The organism is Neobacillus sp. DY30, assembly GCF_030123065.1.
Lineage (GTDB): Bacteria > Bacillota > Bacilli > Bacillales > Cytobacillaceae > Neobacillus.
Genome location: NZ_CP126093.1, coordinates 94,576 through 116,318 on the forward strand (window position 1 = coordinate 94,576; position 21,743 = coordinate 116,318).

At 39.6% G+C, this 21,743-nt stretch carries 20 protein-coding genes, 1 tRNA gene and 1 rRNA gene; 21 read left to right on the plus strand and 1 reads right to left on the minus strand.

All coding sequences use genetic code 11. The annotated features are described in order from the left end of the window. The first annotated feature begins 70 nt into the window (after positions 1-70). The 4 genes from yabP (at position 71) to QNH29_RS00465 (ending at position 1,941) form a co-directional block, all read left to right on the plus strand. On the plus strand, positions 71-373 hold the full coding sequence (gene yabP / locus QNH29_RS00450; RefSeq protein ID WP_095250671.1) for a sporulation protein YabP: 303 nt from the start codon (positions 71-73) through the stop codon (positions 371-373). After that, entirely contained in the window at positions 370-1,002 is a 633-nt protein-coding gene (gene yabQ / locus QNH29_RS00455) for a spore cortex biosynthesis protein YabQ (protein WP_283862987.1), read from the plus strand. The genes yabP and yabQ overlap by 4 nt, the downstream gene beginning before the upstream one ends. Before the next feature lie 130 nt (positions 1,003-1,132). Further along, positions 1,133-1,411, plus strand: coding sequence for an FtsB family cell division protein (locus QNH29_RS00460; protein WP_349654878.1), 279 nt, complete (start codon positions 1,133-1,135; stop codon positions 1,409-1,411). 83 nt (positions 1,412-1,494) lie between these two features. Continuing rightward, positions 1,495-1,941, plus strand: a complete 447-nt coding sequence (locus QNH29_RS00465) for a S1 domain-containing RNA-binding protein (protein ID WP_283862988.1) — start codon at positions 1,495-1,497, stop codon at positions 1,939-1,941. A gap of 298 nt (positions 1,942-2,239) precedes the next feature. Here the strand turns inward: QNH29_RS00465 and QNH29_RS00470 are convergent. Next, a tRNA-Met gene (locus tag QNH29_RS00470) sits at positions 2,240-2,313 on the minus strand. 237 nt (positions 2,314-2,550) lie between these two features. Between QNH29_RS00470 and spoIIE the strand changes: the two genes are divergently transcribed. The 17 genes from spoIIE to QNH29_RS00555 all read left to right on the plus strand — a co-directional run bounded on the left by spoIIE (position 2,551) and on the right by QNH29_RS00555 (position 21,677). After that, the gene (gene spoIIE / locus QNH29_RS00475) at positions 2,551-5,031 is read left to right on the plus strand and encodes a stage II sporulation protein E (protein WP_283862989.1); all 2,481 of its coding nucleotides are present in this window, start codon (positions 2,551-2,553) and stop codon (positions 5,029-5,031) included. 34 nt (positions 5,032-5,065) lie between these two features. Then, a complete protein-coding gene (locus tag QNH29_RS00480) occupies positions 5,066-5,863 on the plus strand; it encodes a vWA domain-containing protein (protein ID WP_349654905.1) in 798 nt (265 codons plus the stop codon). Next, positions 5,832-6,842 (plus strand): protein kinase domain-containing protein, encoded by a 1,011-nt coding sequence (locus QNH29_RS00485; RefSeq protein ID WP_283865502.1) that lies wholly within the window; start codon positions 5,832-5,834, stop codon positions 6,840-6,842. The genes QNH29_RS00480 and QNH29_RS00485 overlap by 32 nt, the downstream gene beginning before the upstream one ends. Before the next feature lie 155 nt (positions 6,843-6,997). Then, a complete protein-coding gene (gene tilS, locus QNH29_RS00490; protein ID WP_283862991.1) occupies positions 6,998-8,389 on the plus strand; it encodes a tRNA lysidine(34) synthetase TilS in 1,392 nt (463 codons plus the stop codon). A gap of 25 nt (positions 8,390-8,414) precedes the next feature. After that, complete coding sequence (gene hpt, locus QNH29_RS00495; RefSeq protein WP_283862992.1) at positions 8,415-8,960, plus strand: hypoxanthine phosphoribosyltransferase; 546 nt, start codon at positions 8,415-8,417, stop codon at positions 8,958-8,960. A 129-nt stretch (positions 8,961-9,089) separates the two neighbouring features. Beyond that, positions 9,090-11,036, plus strand: a complete 1,947-nt coding sequence (gene ftsH, locus QNH29_RS00500) for an ATP-dependent zinc metalloprotease FtsH (protein ID WP_283862993.1) — start codon at positions 9,090-9,092, stop codon at positions 11,034-11,036. Between the two features lie 112 nt (positions 11,037-11,148). Beyond that, the gene (locus QNH29_RS00505; protein ID WP_283865503.1) at positions 11,149-11,934 is read left to right on the plus strand and encodes a type III pantothenate kinase; all 786 of its coding nucleotides are present in this window, start codon (positions 11,149-11,151) and stop codon (positions 11,932-11,934) included. Positions 11,935-11,948: 14 nt separating this feature from the next. Next, positions 11,949-12,827: an Hsp33 family molecular chaperone HslO gene (gene hslO, locus QNH29_RS00510; protein ID WP_283862994.1), complete on the plus strand. Its 879-nt coding sequence runs from the start codon at positions 11,949-11,951 to the stop codon at positions 12,825-12,827. Between the two features lie 21 nt (positions 12,828-12,848). Then, on the plus strand, positions 12,849-13,745 hold the full coding sequence (locus QNH29_RS00515) for a peptidyl-prolyl cis-trans isomerase (RefSeq protein ID WP_283862995.1): 897 nt from the start codon (positions 12,849-12,851) through the stop codon (positions 13,743-13,745). Between the two features lie 143 nt (positions 13,746-13,888). Further along, a complete protein-coding gene (gene cysK, locus QNH29_RS00520) occupies positions 13,889-14,815 on the plus strand; it encodes a cysteine synthase A (RefSeq protein ID WP_283862996.1) in 927 nt (308 codons plus the stop codon). Between the two features lie 183 nt (positions 14,816-14,998). Continuing rightward, a complete protein-coding gene (gene folP, locus QNH29_RS00525) occupies positions 14,999-15,772 on the plus strand; it encodes a dihydropteroate synthase (RefSeq protein WP_283865504.1) in 774 nt (257 codons plus the stop codon). Beyond that, entirely contained in the window at positions 15,765-16,124 is a 360-nt protein-coding gene (folB, locus tag QNH29_RS00530) for a dihydroneopterin aldolase (protein ID WP_283862997.1), read from the plus strand. The genes folP and folB overlap by 8 nt, the downstream gene beginning before the upstream one ends. 2 nt (positions 16,125-16,126) lie before the next feature. Continuing rightward, entirely contained in the window at positions 16,127-16,654 is a 528-nt protein-coding gene (folK, locus tag QNH29_RS00535) for a 2-amino-4-hydroxy-6-hydroxymethyldihydropteridine diphosphokinase (protein ID WP_283862998.1), read from the plus strand. After that, complete coding sequence (locus QNH29_RS00540; RefSeq protein WP_283862999.1) at positions 16,606-16,812, plus strand: helix-turn-helix domain-containing protein; 207 nt, start codon at positions 16,606-16,608, stop codon at positions 16,810-16,812. Before folK ends, QNH29_RS00540 begins: the two co-directional genes overlap by 49 nt. Positions 16,813-16,827: 15 nt before the next feature. Beyond that, positions 16,828-17,826, plus strand: a complete 999-nt coding sequence (gene dusB / locus QNH29_RS00545; RefSeq protein ID WP_283863000.1) for a tRNA dihydrouridine synthase DusB — start codon at positions 16,828-16,830, stop codon at positions 17,824-17,826. A gap of 207 nt (positions 17,827-18,033) precedes the next feature. Beyond that, positions 18,034-19,518, plus strand: a complete 1,485-nt coding sequence (lysS, locus tag QNH29_RS00550) for a lysine--tRNA ligase (protein WP_283863001.1) — start codon at positions 18,034-18,036, stop codon at positions 19,516-19,518. A 609-nt stretch (positions 19,519-20,127) separates the two neighbouring features. Beyond that, positions 20,128-21,677 (plus strand): 16S ribosomal RNA (locus tag QNH29_RS00555). Positions 21,678-21,743 lie beyond the last annotated feature (66 nt).

Here is a 21,743-nt window from a genome sequence, read left to right on the forward strand (position 1 = left end):
GTTCTAATTCATTTATCCCTTACATAAAATTGTACTAAATGGTTGTACAAATGATTGTGAGGGATGAATGATGAGCCAATATTATGAAACAAACCCTGTCAAAAGTACCGTTCCAGAGCATGATGTTATCATGAGGGGAAGAAAACTTCTCGATATAACAGGCGTTAAACAAGTAGAGAGTTTTGATAATGAGGAGTTCTTATTAGAAACTTCCATGGGCTTTTTAGCGATTAAAGGGCAAAACCTGCAAATGAAAAATCTTGATGTAGAAAAGGGGATTGTCTCCATTAAGGGAAAGATATTTGATTTAGTTTACTTAGATGAACAGCATGGGGAGAAAGCTAAAGGGTTCTTTAGTAAGTTGTTCCGATGACACTCTCCACTCAATTTCTTACCATGCTTTCGATGATTGGAATGGGCTCGTTGTTTGGGGTTATGTTTGATACCTATCAGCGCTTCTTAAATCGGCCTAATCGCAAATCATGGATTGTTTTTATAAATGATTTGTTGTTTTGGGTAAGCCAAGCCCTAATTATTTTCTACACTCTATTCCTTGTGAACAATGGAGAACTGCGTTTTTATATTTTCGTTGCTCTTCTTTGCGGTTTTGCGGCCTACCAAAGTCTATTTAAAGGGATATACTTAAAACTGCTTGAAGCCATAATAAAAAGTGTAATAGCACTTTATCAATTTTTCAGAAGGGCTTTTCAACTGCTTATCTATAAACCTGTCGTAGGCATTATTCAGTTGTTAATTTCTATTGTAATTCTACTTGGCAGGGGGACTTTTTCCCTTGTCAAATTTGTTTTAAAGATTTTATTATTTATTGTTAAGCTAGTTTGGGTCCCAATTGTGAAGATAATGATAATACTTTGGAAACTTTTGCCGAAAGGTATTAAAAAATACGTCGAGAAGTTATATAATAAAACGGCAGGAATTTTTATGGAAATCAAGAACTATTTAGTAAAGTGGAGTAAAAAGTGGAAAAGACCCAAAAAGTAAGGAGGGATGGGAACTGAGTTCAGTAAACGAAAAGAATATAGCCAGAATTCAATCAACGTATGTCCACCAGCAAGAAGTAGCAGAAATAGCTTCAGCTAGAAAAAGGAAGTTATTGTATAGAAGACTTTCCTTGTTTTTAGTTTTTGCTGCCGTCATGTCATATTTAATGATTACTAGCTTTATTTCCCAGTCCTCAGCATTAGATAAAAAGGTTGCACAAAAGAGGCACCTGGAACAAGAGCTGAAACAGTTAAAAAAACAACAGGAAATCCTAAAGGAAGATATCATTAAGTTAAATGATGATGATTACCTTGCAAAGCTTGCTAGAAAAGAATACTTTTTCTCAGAGAATGGTGAGATTATCTTCAATATACCGGAGAAAAATGAAGATAAAAAACCCAATAACTAGTCTTATTGACACTTATTTTTCCCATTTTGTATAATATAAAGTAAGTATGATTTTTTTATTTCTTAAGGAGGAAAATTCTTTTTATGTCAATCGAAGTAGGCAGCAAGTTACAAGGAAAGGTAACAGGGATTACAAATTTCGGAGCTTTTGTGGAGCTGCCTGGTGGCTCAACTGGACTCGTCCACATCAGTGAGGTTGCTGACAATTATGTGAAAGATATCAATGATCATCTTAAGGTTGGTGACCAAGTAGAGGTTAAAGTCATCAATGTCGAGAAAGATGGGAAAATTGGGCTATCCATAAAAAAGGCAAAAGATAGACCAGAGGCACCGCAAAGATCCCATTCAAACTCAAACTCACATTCACAACGTCCTCCTCGTCAGGGCAGACAAAATGATCGGAATGCTCCAAGAGTAGAGACGTTCGAGTCAAAGATGGCGAAGTTTTTAAAAGATAGTGAGGATCGTTTAACTTCTTTAAAACGCCATACTGAATCTAAGCGTGGCGGAAGAGGAGCTAGAAGGGGTTAACTTGTTGCTTATTTATATAGACATATATTGCCTATTTAAGACAGGTCTAGTGGCTTGTCTTTTTTTGTTTGCCAAAAAATAAAAAGCGTCGAAATTATCGACGCTTCCGCTTTTCTGATTGTCTAGCTGCAGCGCCTAGGGGCTCGGGTCATAAGCCAATCCGTCAAAAAGGTTTAAAGAGCAACCTTTCTGCCGGCTCGTCTTATGCCTGTCGCCCCTGGACACTAAGGGAAGCTCCCTAGAATAACCCTCGCAGGAACAAGCTGTGCTTGTTCCGAAGGCGCTTTCGCTTTTCGTATAGCGGCGGAGGGGATCGAACCCCCGACCTTACGGGTATGAACCGTACGCTCTAGCCAGCTGAGCTACACCGCCAAGTATCTAAGACACAAGGAATATAATACAGATGAAAACAAATAGTGTCAATAAATTTTTTTAAAACTTTATTTTTCGCTCCCTATTCCGACATCTTTGCGATTTGCCAACATTATTTGAATAAATATAGTGGAAACCGTCGAACGAAACTTTGCATATGTTCACTAATTTGACAAAATTTTGAATCTATTAATTTTATAATAGTCGTTAACAAGAATTAATAGAGGAGTGTGACTTATGGAAAAGCTAGAACGGAGTTTACTAGAACCGGTCGGAGAGGTTAACTTTCGATCCTCTAAATGGTCTTGGGACAGCGTCTTGAAGAAATTCCAGTTAAAAGTTGAATCCTTCTTCCTTATAAAGGGTTACCTATTACTAATTGTTGGTTTTTTATTAGGAAGGGCTTTAATATTATCCACGCTTGCTCCCTTTAGTCTTCCTTTTTTCGCTGCCGTCTTTTTAATAAAAAGAGATCGGTCACCACTAGCATTAGTAGGATTGGTTGCGGGCGCAGCAACTGTCTCTTTGAAAAATGCAGCATTTACCTTTTTAGTATCCATCCTTTTTCTAGTCATCTATCGAATTAGCGAGAGATGGATCAAAAATGAAATGAGAATCATTCCGCTTTTTGTTGCGATCATTCTAGGGATGGGGAAGTTGGCTGAAGCCTTTATTATTTCTAGACAGCTGACACTTTATGATGCGATGATGGTAGGTGTCCAGGCGAGTCTGTCGTTTATTCTAACGCTTATTTTCTTGCAGAGCATTCCCTTATTAATTCTGAACAAGCGCAGACAATTGTTAAAAACGGAGGAAATTGTATGCATAATTATTATGCTTGCTTCCATCATGACCGGAACAATTGGCTGGAAAATTTACGATTTATCACTTGAGCATATAATGTCTCGCTATCTCGTATTAGTATTTTCATTTATCGCCGGTGCTACAGTGGGTTCGACAGTAGGTGTCGTAACGGGTTTAATCTTTAGCCTTGCGAGTGTTTCAAGTTTCTATCATATGAGCCTTCTTGCGTTTTCGGGTGTATTAGGCGGCCTATTAAAAGAGGGGAAGAAGATAGGCGTTGCAATTGGTTTGTTTATTGCAACACTTTTAATTGGAATGTATGGTCAGGAGGGCGGTACCGGCTCTTTAGCAACTACACTTTTGGAGTCCGCGGCAGCCATTGTCCTTTTTCTATTAACACCGCAGCTTTTTACTTCTAAATTGGCCAAATATATTCCAGGTACACCAGAATATACAACGGAACAGCAAAAGTACATGAGGAAAATGCGTGATGTGACAGCACAAAGAGTGGCTCAATTTTCTAGTGTCTTTCATGCACTTTCTAATAGTTTCTCGCAAATGGAAACAAAGCCTCATGATAGAGAAGATGAACGAGAAATGGATTATTTTATGAGCCATGTAACGGAAAAAACCTGTAATACTTGCTTTAAAAAGGAGCAGTGCTGGGCGAAGAATTTTAATACGACCTATGGATATCTAGAAGAAATTATTCATGAAATGGATCAAAACGAAGGTGTTGTTTCGCCTAGGTTATCTCGTGAATGGGATAAACACTGTACCCGGTCAAAAAGAGTATATGAGGCTGTCGGACAGGAGTTGACCTTTTATCAAGCTAATCAAAAATTAAAGAAACAAGTTCAGGAAAGCAGGAAACTAGTAGCAGATCAACTTCTTGGTGTCTCAGAGGTCATGGAAAACTTTGCAAAAGAGATACAGCGAGAAAGAGAGAACCATCATAAGCAGGAAGAGCAAATTCTGGAATCCATACAGGCATTTGGAGTTCAAGTTGAACATGTCGAGATTTATAGTCTTGAGTCAGGAAATGTGGATATCGAAATGTCTGTTCCATTTTGCAATGGACATGGGGAGTGTGAAAAATTAATCGCACCCATGCTATCTGATATCCTCGGCGAACAAATTATTGTTACCTCTGAAGAATGTGCTGCCTATCCTAACGGGTTTTGCCATGTAGTGTTCCAATCATCAAAAGCCTATACTGTTGAAACGGGAATGGCCCATGCTGCCATGGATGGCGGTTTTGTTTCAGGTGACAGCTATTCAACAATGGAACTTGGGTTAGGAAAGTTTGCTATTGCAATAAGTGATGGAATGGGGAATGGAGAAAGAGCTCATTATGAGAGCAAAGAGACACTACAGCTATTACAAAAAATACTGCAATCAGGTATTGATGAGAAAGTTGCTATAAAATCAGTCAATTCAATACTATCGCTGCGAACAACAGACGAGATTTTTGCCACATTGGATTTAGCTATGATTGATCTTCAAAACGCTTCAGCGAAATTCTTAAAGATAGGCTCAACACCTAGTTTTATTAAAAGGGGAAATAAAGTAATTAAAATACAAGCTAGTAATTTGCCGATTGGAATACTAGAGGAATTCGAAGTGGATGTAGTGAGTGAGCAACTAAAAGCAGGAGATTTACTCATTATGATGAGTGATGGAATCTTTGAGGGGCCTAAGCATGTAGAAAATTATGATTTATGGATGAAACGAAAAATACAAGAATTGCAAACCGATGATCCTCAGGAAATTTCTGATTTAATATTAGAAGAGGTGATTCGTTCACGTGATAATTTGATTGGTGACGATATGACTATTGCTGTAGCAAAGATAAAGCACAATACACCTAAATGGGCTAGCATCCCTGTGACAAAGATGAAGAAACGAGCGTAATCAATTATTTTACCCTGTTTATCCTTTAATATGTATAAATCGCCCCCACAGTGTCGAAAATGGGAATAACTCGAAACGTGGAGGGAGAATGGGTATGTATACAGGGAAAATTCGTCAGATTTTATTAATAACGGACGGCTGTTCCAATCAAGGGGAAGATCCGATTGCTATGGCTGCATTAGCAAAAGAACAAGGTATATCTGTAAATGTTATCGGTGTAATGGAGCAAGATGTGATTGATGAAAAGGGAATGACGGAAATTGAAGGAATAGCCATGTCTGGAGGCGGAGTGAGTCAAATTGTTTATGCTCAGCAGCTCTCACAAACCGTTCAAATGGTTACAAGGAAAGCAATGACACAGACAATCCAAGGGGTAGTAAACCGAGAACTTCAGCAAATTCTTGGTCGTTCACAGACAATAGAAGATCTTCCGCCTGAGAAAAGAGGGGAAGTAATGGAAGTAGTCGATGAACTTGGAGAGACTGTCGAATTAGAGGTGTTGATTCTTGTCGATACAAGTGCAAGTATGAAACACAAGCTTCCAACCGTTAAAGAAGCCCTGCTTGACCTATCCCTTAGCTTAAATGCGCGTTCAGGTGATAATCAGTTTGCTGTTTTTGTATTTCCCGGGAAAAAGAATGATGTCGAAAAAATACTAGATTGGACACCAAAACTACAATCTTTGACAAGTATCTTCTCTCAGCTGACAACAGGCGGAATCACTCCAACAGGACCAGCCATCCGTACAGCACTATCATCATTTGATTCAAAACGTTCATTAAGGAGTCTCATGACCGGTGATGATGAATCATTCCTTGAAGAGTCGATGTAAAGTAGCTCCAGGCACAGTTATAACAGGGAAATGGCATTCAAATAAATATACAGTTTTGAAGGAACTAGGATATGGAGCAAACGGCATTGTCTACCTTGCAAAGTCTAAAAATTCGCAAGTAGCCTTAAAAATGAGCGATAACGGGATGTCCATTACCTCAGAGGTGAATGTATTAAGGTCGTTTGCAAAGGTCCAAGGGTCTACCCTCGGGCCTTCTTTACTTGATGTAGATGATTGGACTAGTAATAAAGGGCAGATTTCCTTTTATACGATGGAATTTATTCAAGGACCAGATTTGCTCACTTTTATTCAGAATAAGGGGAAATCATGGACCACTGTTCTCTTTCTTCAATTATTAAATGACCTGAATAAACTTCATGAGAATGGCTGGGTATTTGGCGATTTAAAACCAGAAAACCTAATTGTTACAGGCCCAACCCCTAAGATTAGATGCATTGATGTTGGCGGTACAACGATTCAAGGGAGAGCCATTAAAGAATTCACTGAATTTTATGATCGGGGATATTGGGGATTAGGCACGAGAAAGGCAGATCCCGCTTATGACTTATTTGCTCTTGCTATGATTATGATTAATACCGCCTATCCAAAACGCTTTAACAAAACAACAGGCGGTATTTCACAGCTCAGAGAGTCGATTAGAAGACAAAAGGAATTACATCCATACGAAAAGGTCATCGTAAAAGCACTCCAAGGACACTACACCAATGCACTTCAAATGAGAACAGAATTAATGATGCTTGCAATGGACAAGAATAATCCTGGTCTAAACAATAGATCGACCGCAGCGAAACCCACTAGCACCATTCAAACTCAAAAGTTCAGTCAGACAGGAAGTCAGCCAAAGACTCGGCAAAATTACCGAAAGAAAAAGAAAAAAAGCCGCTGGGCAGAAACATTCATCATCACGATGTCTATTGCACTTTTATACTTTCTGTATATTTTTCAAAAACTTCTTTAATTTTTTGAAACCAATCGTTATTCATAACGTATAAAAGGGAAGCAAAAAAAGACCTAAACAAATAGGTCTTTGTTTTTGATACTTTTGTCATAAAAGTGGTAAGCTAGGGTTATTAAATAAATCAGTAAAGAAATTTTTTTAAGGAAGAATGCAGAATGTTAGAAGCAAAGGTAGCAGCACTGCTTAACCGCCACTTATTTGATATTAATAATAAAAAGATAGTGGTTGGTGTTTCGGGCGGTCCCGATTCACTTGCATTGCTTCACTATTTGTGGGTACAACAGGAAAAGAAGAACCTCTCCATTGTTGTCGCACACGTCGATCATATGTTTCGCGGCCAAGAGTCATTAGAAGATGCTTTATTCGTGAAGGATTATTGTGAACAAAAGGATATTCCTTTTGAAATGGCACGAATAAATGTTCCTGAGATAATTAAAAAAACCAAGAAAAATGCACAGCTGGCTTCAAGACAGGCGAGATATGATTTTTTTGGAGAAATAATGGAGAAATATGGTTATAACTATCTGGCCCTGGGTCATCATGGAGATGACCAGGTTGAGACAATCTTAATGCGGATGACAAGAGGAAGTTCCAGTGCCGCGAGAGCGGGTATTCCATTTATGAGACCATTTGCAACTGGATACATTTTTCGGCCTTTCTTGTCTTTAACGAAGGCAGAGCTTGAGGAATATTGTCAGCAGCAAAATTTGGTGCCAAGAATTGACCCAAGTAACAAGAAAAGTATTTATAGCAGAAATCGCTTTCGAAACGAAATTCTTCCATTTTTAAAAGCAGAAAATCAACATGTTCATGAACATTTTCAACGGTTTAGTGAAGAACTACAGAATGACGAAATACTTCTTCAGGAATTAACTGTCCAAAGAATGAATAAAGTAATGAAAAAGAAAGAAAAGAATAAAATTACCATTGACATAATTCCTTTTTTGGAAATGCCAATTTCTTTACAAAGAAGAGGTATTCAACTAATATTAAACTATCTTTACAAAGTAATACCAGTGTCACTTTCCGCTTTACATATTGATCATGTTTTATCTTTAATTCGACATCATCATCCTTCTGGAACACTTGATTTTCCCGACGGTTTAAAGGTCATTCGCTCGTATTCACTACTCTGTTTCGATTTTGAAAAAAGTGAGCCGCTCACTTATTATTTCGAAATGATGGAACCTGGTGTGATTGAATTACCCAATGGGGGAAGTGTGAAAATGGATGTTATTGATGATAAGAATAACATCATTGAAACAAAGGGAAATTATGCATTATTTCCAGCTGAAAAGATTAAACTTCCCATTACGATTCGAACGAGAAAAATGGGGGACCGTATGAACTTAAAAGGTATGTCAGGCACAAAAAAGCTAAAAGATATTTTTATTGATAGCAAAATTCCTATCCAGGATCGCGATGCTTGGCCTGTAATTACTGACAAAAATGGGTGTATTCTTTGGCTTCCTGGAATAAAAAAATCAGCTTTTGAAGGCATTAATCATTCAACAAGTCAGTATATACTACTCTCATATCATAAGTAATGATCTTCTAGGAGGCACAATTATTATGAAACAGGATATTGAAAAGGTATTATTTTCTGAAGAAGAGATTCAGGAAAAAATCAAGGAATTAGGGGCCCAATTAACTGAAGAATATCAGGACCGCTTTCCGCTTGCAATCGGCGTCTTAAAGGGTGCTATGCCGTTTATGGCTGATCTGCTAAAACGTATGGATTGCTATTTGGAAATGGATTTTATGGATGTATCCAGTTATGGTACAGCAATGGTTTCTTCAGGAGAAGTAAAAATCCTCAAGGATTTAGATACTTCAGTAGAGGGAAGAGATATCCTAATTATTGAGGATATAATTGATAGCGGGTTAACACTCAGCTATCTAGTGGATTTATTCCGTTACCGAAAGGCAAAATCAATTAAAATTGTTACCTTACTTGACAAACCAACAGGAAGGAAGAGTGCGATTCAGGCAGATTATGTAGGGTTTATTGTCCCAGATGAATTTGTGGTTGGGTACGGATTAGATTATATCGAAAAATACCGAAATCTTCCATATATTGGTGTTTTAAAACCAGAAGTATATAGCGATAATCTATAAGTGAAAACTAAAAAGGCTATTGCTGCTGTATAGTCAAAAAGGTTACTCAGTAAACACAGTAATTTACGAATTGGAATGATTTTCTATGATACTATCTAAAAAAGTTTTTATCGCGGGAGGAGGTAAGAGATGAATCGGATTTTCCGTAATACCATCTTTTATTTATTGATATTTTTAGTCATTATTGGTGTGGTAAGCTTCTTTAATGGCAGCAACGAACCTACGGATAACATTTCCTACAATGAGTTTGTTGACCATTTAGAAAAGAATGAAGTGGATTCATTTTCTATGCAGCCTGAACGTGGTGTATTTGAAGTTCGGGGAAAGTTTGAGGACGGAGTTAAAGATGGTAAGAACTTTTTAACATACGTTCCAAATAGTGAAAAAATCCTAGAACGAATCGATGCAGCTGGTTCAAAGGTAGAAGTCATGCCTGCTAAGGAAACAAGCGGCTGGGTAACATTCTTTACTTCCATTATTCCATTTGTAATCATCTTTATCCTATTCTTCTTCTTATTAAACCAGGCTCAAGGCGGCGGCAGCCGTGTAATGAACTTCGGGAAGAGTAAAGCTAAGCTTTATAACGATGACAAGAAGAAGGCCCGTTTTAAGGATGTAGCAGGTGCTGATGAAGAAAAGCAAGAATTAGTTGAAGTAGTAGAATTCTTAAAAGATCCAAGAAAGTTTGCGGAGCTTGGTGCACGTATTCCAAAAGGAGTTCTGCTTGTAGGACCTCCGGGAACAGGTAAAACATTACTAGCACGTGCAGTAGCAGGTGAAGCTGGTGTTCCTTTCTTCTCAATCAGTGGATCTGACTTTGTTGAAATGTTTGTCGGGGTCGGTGCTTCCCGTGTACGTGATTTATTTGAAAATGCAAAGAAAAATGCTCCTTGTATCATTTTTATTGATGAAATTGATGCAGTAGGCCGTCAGCGTGGTGCAGGTTTAGGCGGCGGTCACGATGAACGTGAACAAACATTGAATCAGTTGCTCGTTGAAATGGATGGATTTGGCGCTAATGAAGGAATTATCATTATTGCAGCAACAAACCGTCCGGATATCCTTGACCCTGCATTATTACGTCCTGGACGTTTTGACCGTCAAATCACTGTTGACCGCCCTGATGTAAATGGCCGTGAAGCAGTCTTAAAAGTACATGCAAAGAACAAACCGTTGGATGAATCTGTTAACTTAAAAAATATCGCCATGAGAACACCTGGTTTTTCTGGTGCTGACTTGGAAAACTTATTGAATGAGGCGGCCTTAGTGGCAGCACGTCAAAATAAGAAAAAGGTTGATATGGAAGATATTGATGAGGCAACAGACAGGGTTATTGCGGGCCCTGCTAAAAAGACTCGTGTGATTTCTGAAAAAGAACGCCGAATTGTTGCTTTCCATGAAGGCGGGCATACCGTAATCGGATTAATTCTTAATGAAGCAGATATGGTTCATAAGGTTACGATTGTTCCTCGCGGTCAAGCGGGCGGTTACGCAGTTATGCTTCCAAGGGAAGACCGTTACTTTATGACGAAACCTGAATTACTTGATAAAATCGTTGGCTTATTGGGTGGACGTGTTGCCGAAGAAATTGTTTTTGGTGAAGTAAGTACAGGTGCTCACAACGACTTCCAGCGTGCAACAGGGATTGCCCGAAGAATGGTCACTGAATTTGGTATGAGTGAAAAACTTGGAGTTGGACAGTTTGGTCAATCTTCAGGAGGTCAGGTATTCTTAGGGCGTGATATTCATAATGAGCAAAACTATTCTGATGCCATTGCCTTTGAAATAGACCTTGAAATTCAACGCATTCTTAAAGAATGTTATGAAAGAGCGAAAACCATTCTTACTGAGAATAGAGATAAGCTTGATCTGATTGCTAAGACTCTTCTTGAAGTTGAAACACTGAACGCAGAACAAATTGAATACTTAATTAAAAATGGGCGTATGCCTGAAACTGCTTCAGAGTTAGAGAGCTTTCAAGCTGATACTAAGAAGTCAGATGACGTCAAAGTAAATATTAATAAAAAGAAGGATGAAGATCCTTCCAGTCAGAATTCTGACTCTGAAGAAAAATAATTTTTTTAAAAGAGTGCTTATAAAAAAGCACTCTTTTTTTTCACGATAAAAGTAATTGTGATATGATGTTTGCAGTGTGACACAAGAAAAATCAGAAAAGTGAGTGATTCTTTTGATTTTCGTATTTGACGTGGGTAATACCAATACTGTTTTAGGTGTATATAAAGGGGAAGAACTTAAATATCACTGGCGGGTAGAAACGAACAGAAATCGAACAGAGGATGAGTTCGGGATGATTATTAAATCCCTTTTTGATGCTTCTGGGCTCTCTTTTTCGCAAATTGATGGAATTATCATCTCATCGGTTGTTCCGCCAATCATGTTTGCCTTAGAAAGAATGTGTAAAAAATACTTCAATCTGACTCCACTGGTAGTTGGACCGGGTATGAAAACGGGCTTAAATATTAAGTATGAAAACCCGAGAGAGGTAGGCGCAGATCGAATTGTTAATGCAGTTGCAGCTATCCATGAATATGGCAGTCCTTTAATTGTTGTCGACTTTGGTACGGCAACAACATATTGCTATATTAATGAACAGCGTCAATATATGGGTGGTGCTATTGCCCCTGGGATTGGTATTTCGACGGAGGCGCTATATTCAAAGGCTGCAAAACTGCCAAGGATAGAGATAGCACGTCCAGAGGGCGTAATTGGAAAAAATACCATTGCTGCAATGCAGGCAGGAATTGTCTACGGATATGTGGGTCAGGTCGAAGGTATTGTAAAAAGAATGATGGATCAGAGCGATCAAAAACCAACAGTTATCGCCACAGGAGGATTATCCTCTTTGATAGCTCAAGAATCAAAGATTATTGATATCGTCGACCCATTTTTAACGTTAAAGGGATTACAGCTAATCTATAAGAGAAATATGGAGAATATAAAGAGTAACAACTAGAAAGGAGTTACATAATGAGTGATTATTTAGTAAAGGCTTTGGCTTATGATGGACAAATTAGAGCGTATGCAGTCCGCTCAACGGAAATAGTTTCAGAAGCACAGCGCAGGCACGAAACATGGCGAACAGCCTCAGCTGCCCTAGGACGTTCCTTAACAGCGGGGGTTATGATGGGGGCAATGTTAAAGGGTGAAGATAAATTAACGATAAAGATTGATGGAGGCGGCCCAATTGGTGTCATCTTAGTTGACAGTAATGCCAAGGGTGATGTTCGTGGGTATGTATCAAATCCCAAAGTTGATTTTGAAGCAAATGAACATGGAAAGTTAGATGTACGCCGTGCGGTTGGCACTGAGGGCACTCTTTCTGTCGTAAAAGACACGGGCCTTCGTGATTTCTTCTCAGGTTTAGTACCAATCGTCTCTGGTGAATTAGGGGAAGACTTTACTTATTACTTTGCTACTTCGGAACAAGTACCTTCCTCAGTTGGAGTAGGTGTTCTTGTAAATCCTGATGACACGATCCTTGCGGCGGGAGGATTTATTTTTCAACTAATGCCTGGAATTAAGGATGAAACCATTACTAAGGTAGAGGAACGATTAAAAACAATTGCGCCTATTTCAACATTGGTAAAACAAGGTCTGTCACCAGAAGAAATCTTAGAAGAGCTTTTTGGGAAGGATCAGGTAAATGTATTAGAGACAATGCCTGTTCAATTTAAGTGTGTATGTTCTAAGAATCGTTTTGCAGACGCGATAGTTGGTTTAGGGAAAAGTGAAATTGACGATATGATTACTGAAGACGGACAGGCTGAAGCACACTGCCATTTTTGTAATGAAAAGTATCTATTCACAAGGGAAGAGTTAGAGGAATTAAAGAGTCAGGCAAAATAAAAGCGCAGGGGGAGGAGTAGGTTGAGGCGAAAGCATCTATGGATTGTGATTGCAGCACTTATTCTGTTGAACTGTCTAACGCTTATGTTTTTTCTTGCCAAAGTGAATGAGTTGAGCGGGACAGCTGTCAGCAAAGAAGTCGTAGCATCAGTGGGGAGTAGTGAAATTACAAGGCAGGAATGGCTCAATGAATTAGAAGTAAGATATGGCAAAGATGTTTTAAAAGACATGATCGATCAAAAAGTGATAAAAGAAATGGCTGCTAAATATAATATAAAGGTTTCCGAAAAAGACGTGGAACGGGAGTATAGAATTCTCCAGACTACATATAGCTCGCCGGGTGAAAATAAAAGGACATCCGAGAAGAACTGGAAAGAGCATATTCGAAACAGTCTTTTGCAGGAAGAAATTTTGACAAGAGATGTAGAAGTGACAGAAAAAGAAATGAAAGCCTATTTTGAGGAGAATAAAAAGCTCTTTACCATTCCTGATGCCTACCATGTATCACATATAATTGTAAAATCAAGTAACGAGGCGGAAAAGGCAATCAAGGAGCTCGAGGAAGGTTCTAGTTTCTCTGCATTGGCGATGGAGCGTTCCATTGAGGAATTTTCTGCTAATGATGGTGGAGATATTGGTTTTATTATGGAAGGGGAAGAACGCTATCCTTCTGAATATTTAAAAGTGGCAAAGAAGTTAAAAGAAGGTACTTGGAGTGACCCCATTCAGGTAGAGCAGGGTTTTGCTATTGTTAAACTTGAAGGGAAAATGAAGGGCAAAAAGTATTCCTATAAGGATGTTAAACAGCAAATTCGCCGAGAAATCGCTCTCGAACAAATGAAAAACTCAGCTTCTGCCTCAACCTTCTGGGATGAAGTGAAGGTTAACTGGTTTTATGGGAAAAAAGAAGCAAATTAAGAAAGTACAGAAAATTTTTCTGTGCTTTTGTTTTATCATTTTGGCAATTATGCTGTGTGAAATGGTTGACAAAAGTACTAGAAAACTGGTAAATTCTTTATAATACCAATAAAAATACTCGGAATAAAGAAAGAGGTGCTCTAATGGTACGTGTAGCAAATTCAGTTGCAGAATTAGTTGGTCAAACTCCTATTGTCAAATTAAACAGATTAGTAGATGAAAACAGTGCAGAGGTTTATTTAAAGCTTGAATATTTTAATCCAGGCAGTAGTGTAAAAGACCGTATTGCTTTAGCGATGATTGAAGCAGCGGAAGAGAAGGGTTTAATTAAGCCTGGTGTCGATACGATTATTGAGCCTACAAGTGGAAATACAGGTATTGGTTTAGCTATGGTTGCAGCAGCAAAAGGATACAAGGCGATTTTTGTTATGCCTGAAACGATGAGCTTAGAGAGAAGAAATTTACTTCGTGCTTACGGAGCGGAGTTAGTACTTACTCCAGGACCTGAAGGAATGAAAGGTGCGATTGCTAAAGCAAATGCACTTGCTGCTGAAAATGGATACTTCGTACCGCAGCAGTTCGAAAACGAAGCAAATCCTGAAGTACACCGCAGAACAACTGGTAAAGAAATTGTGGAGCAAATGGACCAGCTTGATGCGTTTGTTTCAGGAATTGGTACTGGCGGTACTATTACCGGTGCGGGTCAAGTCATTCGTGACAAGTTCCCAAATGTAAAAATTTATGCGGTGGAGCCTACTGATTCACCAGTATTATCTGGTGGTAACCCAGGTCCACACAAAATTCAAGGAATTGGAGCAGGATTTGTTCCTGCCGTTTTAAATACAGAAGTATACGATGAAGTGATTCAAGTTCAAGCTGAAGAAGCTTTTGCAGCTTCTCGCAGAGCAGCAAAAGAAGAAGGAATCCTTGGCGGAATTTCTTCAGGAGCAGCTATCCATGCCGCTTTAGAAGTTGCCAAGAAACTTGGAAAAGGTAAAAAGGTACTTGCTATTATTCCTGATAATGGAGAACGTTATTTGAGCACACCGCTTTACCAATATGAAGGTTAATTCATAACTCGAAAGAGGTTCTAGCACTAAAGCTAAAACCTCTTTTTTGCTTTAAAAAACAATCTTCTTGTATGATGTAAGAAGTAAACAAATTATGTGGAGGTTATAAGTGTGCATACATCAGGGGATTACAGTATTAAATGCGGACCGTATCATTTGGATTTCAGTAAAAAGACATATATTATGGGGATTCTAAATGCGACCCCTGACTCTTTTTCAGATGGAGGAAAATATAATAGTTTGGAACAGGCTGTGGAGCGCGCAAAGGAAATGGTTGAAAATGGCGCAGATATCATTGATATTGGCGGTGAGTCAACGCGTCCAGGATATACAGTTATTTCTGAAGATGAGGAAATTGAGCGTATTGTTCCAGTTATTGAAGCCATTTCTAAGCATGTAAGTGTTCCTATTTCCGTCGATACATATAAAGCAAAGGTTGCACAGCGTGCGCTTGAGGCCGGTGCCCATATCATTAATGATATTTGGGGGGCTAAGGCAGATGATAAAATGGCAGTTGTAGCAGCAGAATATAATGTTCCCATCATTCTTATGCATAATCGACATGAACGAAACTATAACATTTTTATAAGAGATGTGTTAAATGATCTTTACGAGAGTATAAACATTGTGAAGCATGCCGGTGTTAGAGACGATCAGATTATTTTAGACCCAGGCATTGGTTTTGCGAAAGATTTAACAGAAAATATTTTAATGATGCAGCACTTAGATACGTTAACGGCACTCGGTTATCCTGTACTTTTAGGGACATCAAAAAAATCGATGATTGGACAAGCTTTAAATCTTCCTGTGAATGAAAGGATGGAAGGGACTGGAGCAACGGTATGCTTTGGTATACAAAAAGGATGTCAAATTATTCGTATACATGATGTTAAAGAGATGAGCAGAATGGCGAAAATGATGGACATTCTAATGGGGAAGGGTGTCAGCCATGGATAAAATATTCGTTAATCAAATGGAATTTTACGGATATCATGGTGTTTTTCCAGAGGAAAACACTCTAGGACAGCGTTTTATCGTAGATTTAATGGTTCTGGCGGATTTAAAAAAAGCTGGTGAAACAGATGAACTAGCATATTCGGTTAACTATGGTGAATTATTTAAAGTATGTAAGGAAGTTGTGGAGGGTAAACCATATAAGCTTGTTGAAGCAGTTGCAGAAAAAATTGCAAAAACTGTTTTGGGGCAATTTCCTCTTGTTTCAGAGGTAACAATAAAGGTAATTAAACCAGATCCGCCAATTCCTGGTCATTATCGATCTGTAGCAGTTGAAATAACAAGGAGAAGATAATTATGGGAAATACAGCATTTATTGCCCTTGGATCTAATATCGGAAACAGGTATGATTATTTATCGGAAGCCATTGAACACCTGGCAAAACATCCAAAAATCAAGTTGGTAAATACATCCTCTGTATATGAAACGGATCCTGTTGGATACGAAGAACAAGATTTATTTTTAAATATGGTGGCCGAGATTCAAACGGACATGAGTGCCTTTGAATTATTAGATTTTTGTTTGAAAGTCGAATTAGAACTTGGGAGAAAAAGGGAAATTGTGTGGGGACCAAGAACAATCGACCTTGACATTCTTCTTTATAACCAAGAAAATATAAAATCAGAGAAACTTATTATTCCGCATCCAAGGATGCTAGAGCGGAATTTTGTCATGATTCCATTGTCAGAGATAAGAACTGACATTATCATTCCAAATTTAGAAAAACCACTTGAAGCATGGATCAAAGAATTACCTAACAAAGAAGGAGTCCGAATATGGAAGCGGAAAAATGGGGAAGACGTATTCGAGCCTATCGGAAGCTAAAAGGCTACACACAGGAGAGCTTCTCGAAGGAGCTTGGTGTATCAGTATCAATTATTGGTGAGATTGAAAGAGGCAACCGCCTGCCGACAGGTGAGCTGCTTAAGAAGATCGGTCAAACCTTAAATATTACCATAGAAGAACTATCACCGAATGAATAGGGAGGGATTAAAAATATGTTGAAAATCGGCAATATTGAAATGAAAAATCCAGTCGTTTTGGCGCCGATGGCAGGCGTATGTAACTCTGCCTTTCGTTTAACGGTTAAAGAGTTCGGAGCTGGCTTAGTTTGTGCGGAAATGGTCAGTGACAAAGGGATTGTCCTTAAGAATGAAAAGACGATGAATATGCTTTATATCGACGAACGTGAAAAACCACTAAGCCTGCAAATTTTCGGCGGGGAAAAGGAAACACTTGTAGAAGCAGCACGATTTGTAGATAAAAATACAAATGCGGATATCATTGATATCAACATGGGATGTCCTGTACCGAAAATTACTAAATGTGATGCAGGAGCGAAATGGTTGTTGGACCCAGATAAGATTTATGAAATGGTAGCCTCAGTTGTAGATGTTGTTGAAAAACCTGTTACTGTTAAAATGCGTATGGGCTGGGATGAGGAACATATCTTTGCCGTTAAAAACGCTCAGGCAGTAGAAAGAGCTGGCGGTCAAGCTGTTGCACTTCATGGGCGTACACGTGTTCAAATGTACGAAGGAACCGCAAACTGGGATATTATGAGAGAAGTAAAGCAGGCTATTAATATCCCATTGATCGGGAATGGTGATGTTCAAACTCCACAGGACGCAAAAAGAATGCTGGATGAAACAGGTGTGGATGGGGTCATGATAGGAAGGGCTGCCTTAGGAAACCCATGGATGATCTACCGTACAGTTCAATACCTTGAAACAGGAATTTTAATGGACGAACCAACTGTTCGTGAAAAAATGAATGTATGTATCTTGCATCTTGACCGGCTAATTGCTCTTAAAAGTGAACATATTGCTGTTCGTGAAATGCGTAAGCATGCGGCATGGTATCTAAAAGGTGTAAAAGGAAATGCACGAGTGAGAAATGCGGTTAATGAATGTAATACTCGTGATGAATTAGCAGGGTTGTTAAATGGTTTGGCAGCTGAAGCAGAAGAAAAAGAAAGCCAACTTATCGTAGGATAAATTTGACTTTAGCAATAAGCTTTCCTATAATATTTTTATTTGATAAACACTGCCAGTGAATATACTGGCAGTTTTCTTTTATATTAATCTTTTTTGATGTCTGAATTGTCGAGATTGTGTAAAATAATAAAGTATGCATAAAAAGTGAACTATTTACAGCATTAAATCTTAGTTTACATAAAAAGAAGTAATTGGAGTTGATAAAGCATGAGTCAAGAGGAATTAAATGACCAGTTGAGGGTCAGACGGGAAAAAATGAATACGATGCGTGAAAACGGACTAGATCCGTTTGGGAAACGTTTTGAACGTACTCACAGTATCATTGAGTTAGTAGAACAGTATGGAGAGTCAGAGAAGGAAGAACTCGAGGCTAAAAATGTGGAAGTGACTCTTGCAGGCCGGATGATGACAAAGCGCGGAAAAGGTAAGGCGGGATTTGCTAACATTCAGGATCTTACTGGACAAATTCAAGTATATGTTCGTGTAGATGCGATTGGCGCGGAAGCTTATGAAGTGTTTGATTCATCTGATTTAGGAGATATCATCGGTGTAACTGGAACTTTATTTAAAACAAAGGTTGGAGAATTATCAGTTAAGGTTCAAAACTATACATTTTTAACAAAAGCACTCCGACCGCTGCCAGATAAATTCCATGGTCTAAAGGATGTAGAGCAGCGATATCGTCAGCGTTATTTAGATTTAATCGTAAGCCAAGAAAGCAGAGAAACCTTTATTACACGCAGTAAAATTATCCAAGCAATGCGCCGTTATCTTGATGACCATGGCTATTTAGAGGTTGAAACTCCGATGATGCATTCGATTGCCGGAGGTGCTTCTGCAAGACCGTTTATTACACATCATAATGCACTTGATATGGAACTATACATGCGTATCGCTATTGAACTTCATCTAAAGCGATTAATCGTTGGCGGACTTGAAAAGGTGTATGAAATTGGCCGTGTATTCCGTAATGAAGGTGTCTCTACACGCCACAATCCAGAGTTTACGATGATCGAGTTATACGAGGCTTATGCAGATTATCAGGACATTATGAGTCTGACTGAAAATCTGATTGCACACATAGCGCAAGAAGTATTAGGCACAACTACTGTCCAATATGGAGAATATGAAGTCAACTTAAAGCCAGAGTGGAAAAGACTGCACATGGTAGATGCGATCAAAGAATATACAGGAGTGGACTTCTGGAATCATATGAGTGTAGAAGAAGCCCGCGCGCTTGCAAAGGAACATGGAGTAGAAATTACTGAACATATGCTATATGGCCATATTGTTAATGAATTCTTCGAGCAAAAGGTTGAAGAAAAGCTAATACAGCCAACTTTCATTTATGGTCATCCAGTTGAAATTTCTCCACTTGCTAAGAAAAATGAAGAAGATCCAAGGTTTACAGATCGTTTCGAATTATTTATTGTAGCTCGTGAACATGCAAATGCATTTACGGAGTTAAATGATCCAATTGACCAAAGAGAACGCTTTGAAGCGCAATTAAAAGAGCGTGAACAAGGTAATGATGAAGCACATGAAATGGATGAGGATTTTGTAGAAGCATTGGAATATGGTATGCCTCCTACAGGTGGATTAGGGATTGGTATAGATCGTCTTGTTATGCTGCTAACCAACTCTCCATCGATTCGCGATGTATTATTATTCCCATTAATGCGTCATCGTTAAGAAGAAATAAGAAAAAACACCGCGATAATAGTGCTGAGGCTGTCGAGAAAATTTCGACAGCCTTTATTTTTTCTATTAACTTTATTCATACACCGGCATTAGTACCAATCCTCTTAGTGGCACGTGGGATTTGTCCTTAAGGGCGTGGATGAAGGACAAAACTTTTTGATGGGACGAGAGATTTTTCCTTAAGGGTGAGGATGAAGGACAAATCTTTTTGGTGGGACGAGAGATTAGTCCTAAAGAAGATAGATGATAATCAAATCTTTCAGGCAGTACCTCATGAATAAATGCTCACTCCTTTAAATTAAAAAAGAAATTTGAAAATTATTATTTTAGTATATTTCATAAATATGTTGGAAAAGCTATTGCACTGAATCAATAATGGTGGTATATTAATATCTGTTGTTGCGAGACAACAAGCATTTAAAAAGTTTTTTAAAAAAGTTATTGACTTTTAGTTAACAACTTGATAAGATAATAAAGTCGCCTTTGAGCGAAGTAAGTAATTAATTGTTCTTTGAAAACTAAACAAACAAGAACGTCAACAAACAATTTTTTAGCTTTTTAAAAAGCTAAGCCAACGTAACAAAATGAGCTATATCAACTTTCTTGGAGAGTTTGATCCTGGCTCAGGACGAACGCTGGCGGCGTGCCTAATACATGCAAGTCGAGCGAATCTTGAGGTGCTTGCACCTCTTGGTTAGCGGCGGACGGGTGAGTAACACGTGGGCAACCTGCCTGTAAGACTGGGATAACTTCGGGAAACCGGAGCTAATACCGGATAATCCTTTTCCTCACATGAGGAAAAGCTGAAAGTCGGTTTACGCTGACACTTACAGATGGGCCCGCGGCGCATTAGCTAGTTGGTGAGGTAACGGCTCACCAAGGCGACGATGCGTAGCCGACCTGAGAGGGTGATCGGCCACACTGGGACTGAGACACGGCCCAGACTCCTACGGGAGGCAGCAGTAGGGAATCTTCCGCAATGGACGAAAGTCTGACGGAGCAACGCCGCGTGAGCGATGAAGGCCTTCGGGTCGTAAAGCTCTGTTGTTAGGGAAGAACAAGTACCGGAGTAACTGCCGGTACCTTGACGGTACCTAACCAGAAAGCCACGGCTAACTACGTGCCAGCAGCCGCGGTAATACGTAGGTGGCAAGCGTTGTCCGGAATTATTGGGCGTAAAGCGCGCGCAGGCGGTCCTTTAAGTCTGATGTGAAAGCCCACGGCTCAACCGTGGAGGGTCATTGGAAACTGGGGGACTTGAGTACAGAAGAGGAAAGCGGAATTCCACGTGTAGCGGTGAAATGCGTAGAGATGTGGAGGAACACCAGTGGCGAAGGCGGCTTTCTGGTCTGTAACTGACGCTGAGGCGCGAAAGCGTGGGGAGCAAACAGGATTAGATACCCTGGTAGTCCACGCCGTAAACGATGAGTGCTAAGTGTTAGAGGGTTTCCGCCCTTTAGTGCTGCAGCTAACGCATTAAGCACTCCGCCTGGGGAGTACGGCCGCAAGGCTGAAACTCAAAGGAATTGACGGGGGCCCGCACAAGCGGTGGAGCATGTGGTTTAATTCGAAGCAACGCGAAGAACCTTACCAGGTCTTGACATCCTCTGACACTCCTAGAGATAGGACTTTCCCCTTCGGGGGACAGAGTGACAGGTGGTGCATGGTTGTCGTCAGCTCGTGTCGTGAGATGTTGGGTTAAGTCCCGCAACGAGCGCAACCCTTGATCTTAGTTGCCAGCATTCAGTTGGGCACTCTAAGGTGACTGCCGGTGACAAACCGGAGGAAGGTGGGGATGACGTCAAATCATCATGCCCCTTATGACCTGGGCTACACACGTGCTACAATGGATGGTACAAAGGGCTGCAAGACCGCGAGGTTTAGCCAATCCCATAAAACCATTCTCAGTTCGGATTGCAGGCTGCAACTCGCCTGCATGAAGCCGGAATCGCTAGTAATCGCGGATCAGCATGCCGCGGTGAATACGTTCCCGGGCCTTGTACACACCGCCCGTCACACCACGAGAGTTTGTAACACCCGAAGTCGGTGGGGTAACCGCAAGGAGCCAGCCGCCTAAGGTGGGACAGATGATTGGGGTGAAGTCGTAACAAGGTAGCCGTATCGGAAGGTGCGGCTGGATCACCTCCTTTCTAAGGATAATGCAGTCCTTATGGACTGATAAGAAGTTGACCGTTACTTGTTTGTTTAGTTTTGAG

Coding starts and splice junctions, on each gene's coding strand:
- yabP (WP_095250671.1), top strand. CDS start 71: ATGAGCCAATATTATGAAACAAACCCTGTCAAAAGTACCGTTCCAGAG.
- yabQ (WP_283862987.1), top strand. CDS start 370: ATGACACTCTCCACTCAATTTCTTACCATGCTTTCGATGATTGGAATG.
- QNH29_RS00465 (WP_283862988.1), top strand. CDS start 1,495: ATGTCAATCGAAGTAGGCAGCAAGTTACAAGGAAAGGTAACAGGGATT.
- spoIIE (WP_283862989.1), top strand. CDS start 2,551: ATGGAAAAGCTAGAACGGAGTTTACTAGAACCGGTCGGAGAGGTTAAC.
- QNH29_RS00485 (WP_283865502.1), top strand. CDS start 5,832: ATGATGAATCATTCCTTGAAGAGTCGATGTAAAGTAGCTCCAGGCACA.
- tilS (WP_283862991.1), top strand. CDS start 6,998: ATGTTAGAAGCAAAGGTAGCAGCACTGCTTAACCGCCACTTATTTGAT.
- hpt (WP_283862992.1), top strand. CDS start 8,415: ATGAAACAGGATATTGAAAAGGTATTATTTTCTGAAGAAGAGATTCAG.
- ftsH (WP_283862993.1), top strand. CDS start 9,090: ATGAATCGGATTTTCCGTAATACCATCTTTTATTTATTGATATTTTTA.
- hslO (WP_283862994.1), top strand. CDS start 11,949: ATGAGTGATTATTTAGTAAAGGCTTTGGCTTATGATGGACAAATTAGA.
- cysK (WP_283862996.1), top strand. CDS start 13,889: ATGGTACGTGTAGCAAATTCAGTTGCAGAATTAGTTGGTCAAACTCCT.
- folP (WP_283865504.1), top strand. CDS start 14,999: ATGGGGATTCTAAATGCGACCCCTGACTCTTTTTCAGATGGAGGAAAA.
- folB (WP_283862997.1), top strand. CDS start 15,765: ATGGATAAAATATTCGTTAATCAAATGGAATTTTACGGATATCATGGT.
- folK (WP_283862998.1), top strand. CDS start 16,127: ATGGGAAATACAGCATTTATTGCCCTTGGATCTAATATCGGAAACAGG.
- QNH29_RS00540 (WP_283862999.1), top strand. CDS start 16,606: ATGGAAGCGGAAAAATGGGGAAGACGTATTCGAGCCTATCGGAAGCTA.
- dusB (WP_283863000.1), top strand. CDS start 16,828: ATGTTGAAAATCGGCAATATTGAAATGAAAAATCCAGTCGTTTTGGCG.
- lysS (WP_283863001.1), top strand. CDS start 18,034: ATGAGTCAAGAGGAATTAAATGACCAGTTGAGGGTCAGACGGGAAAAA.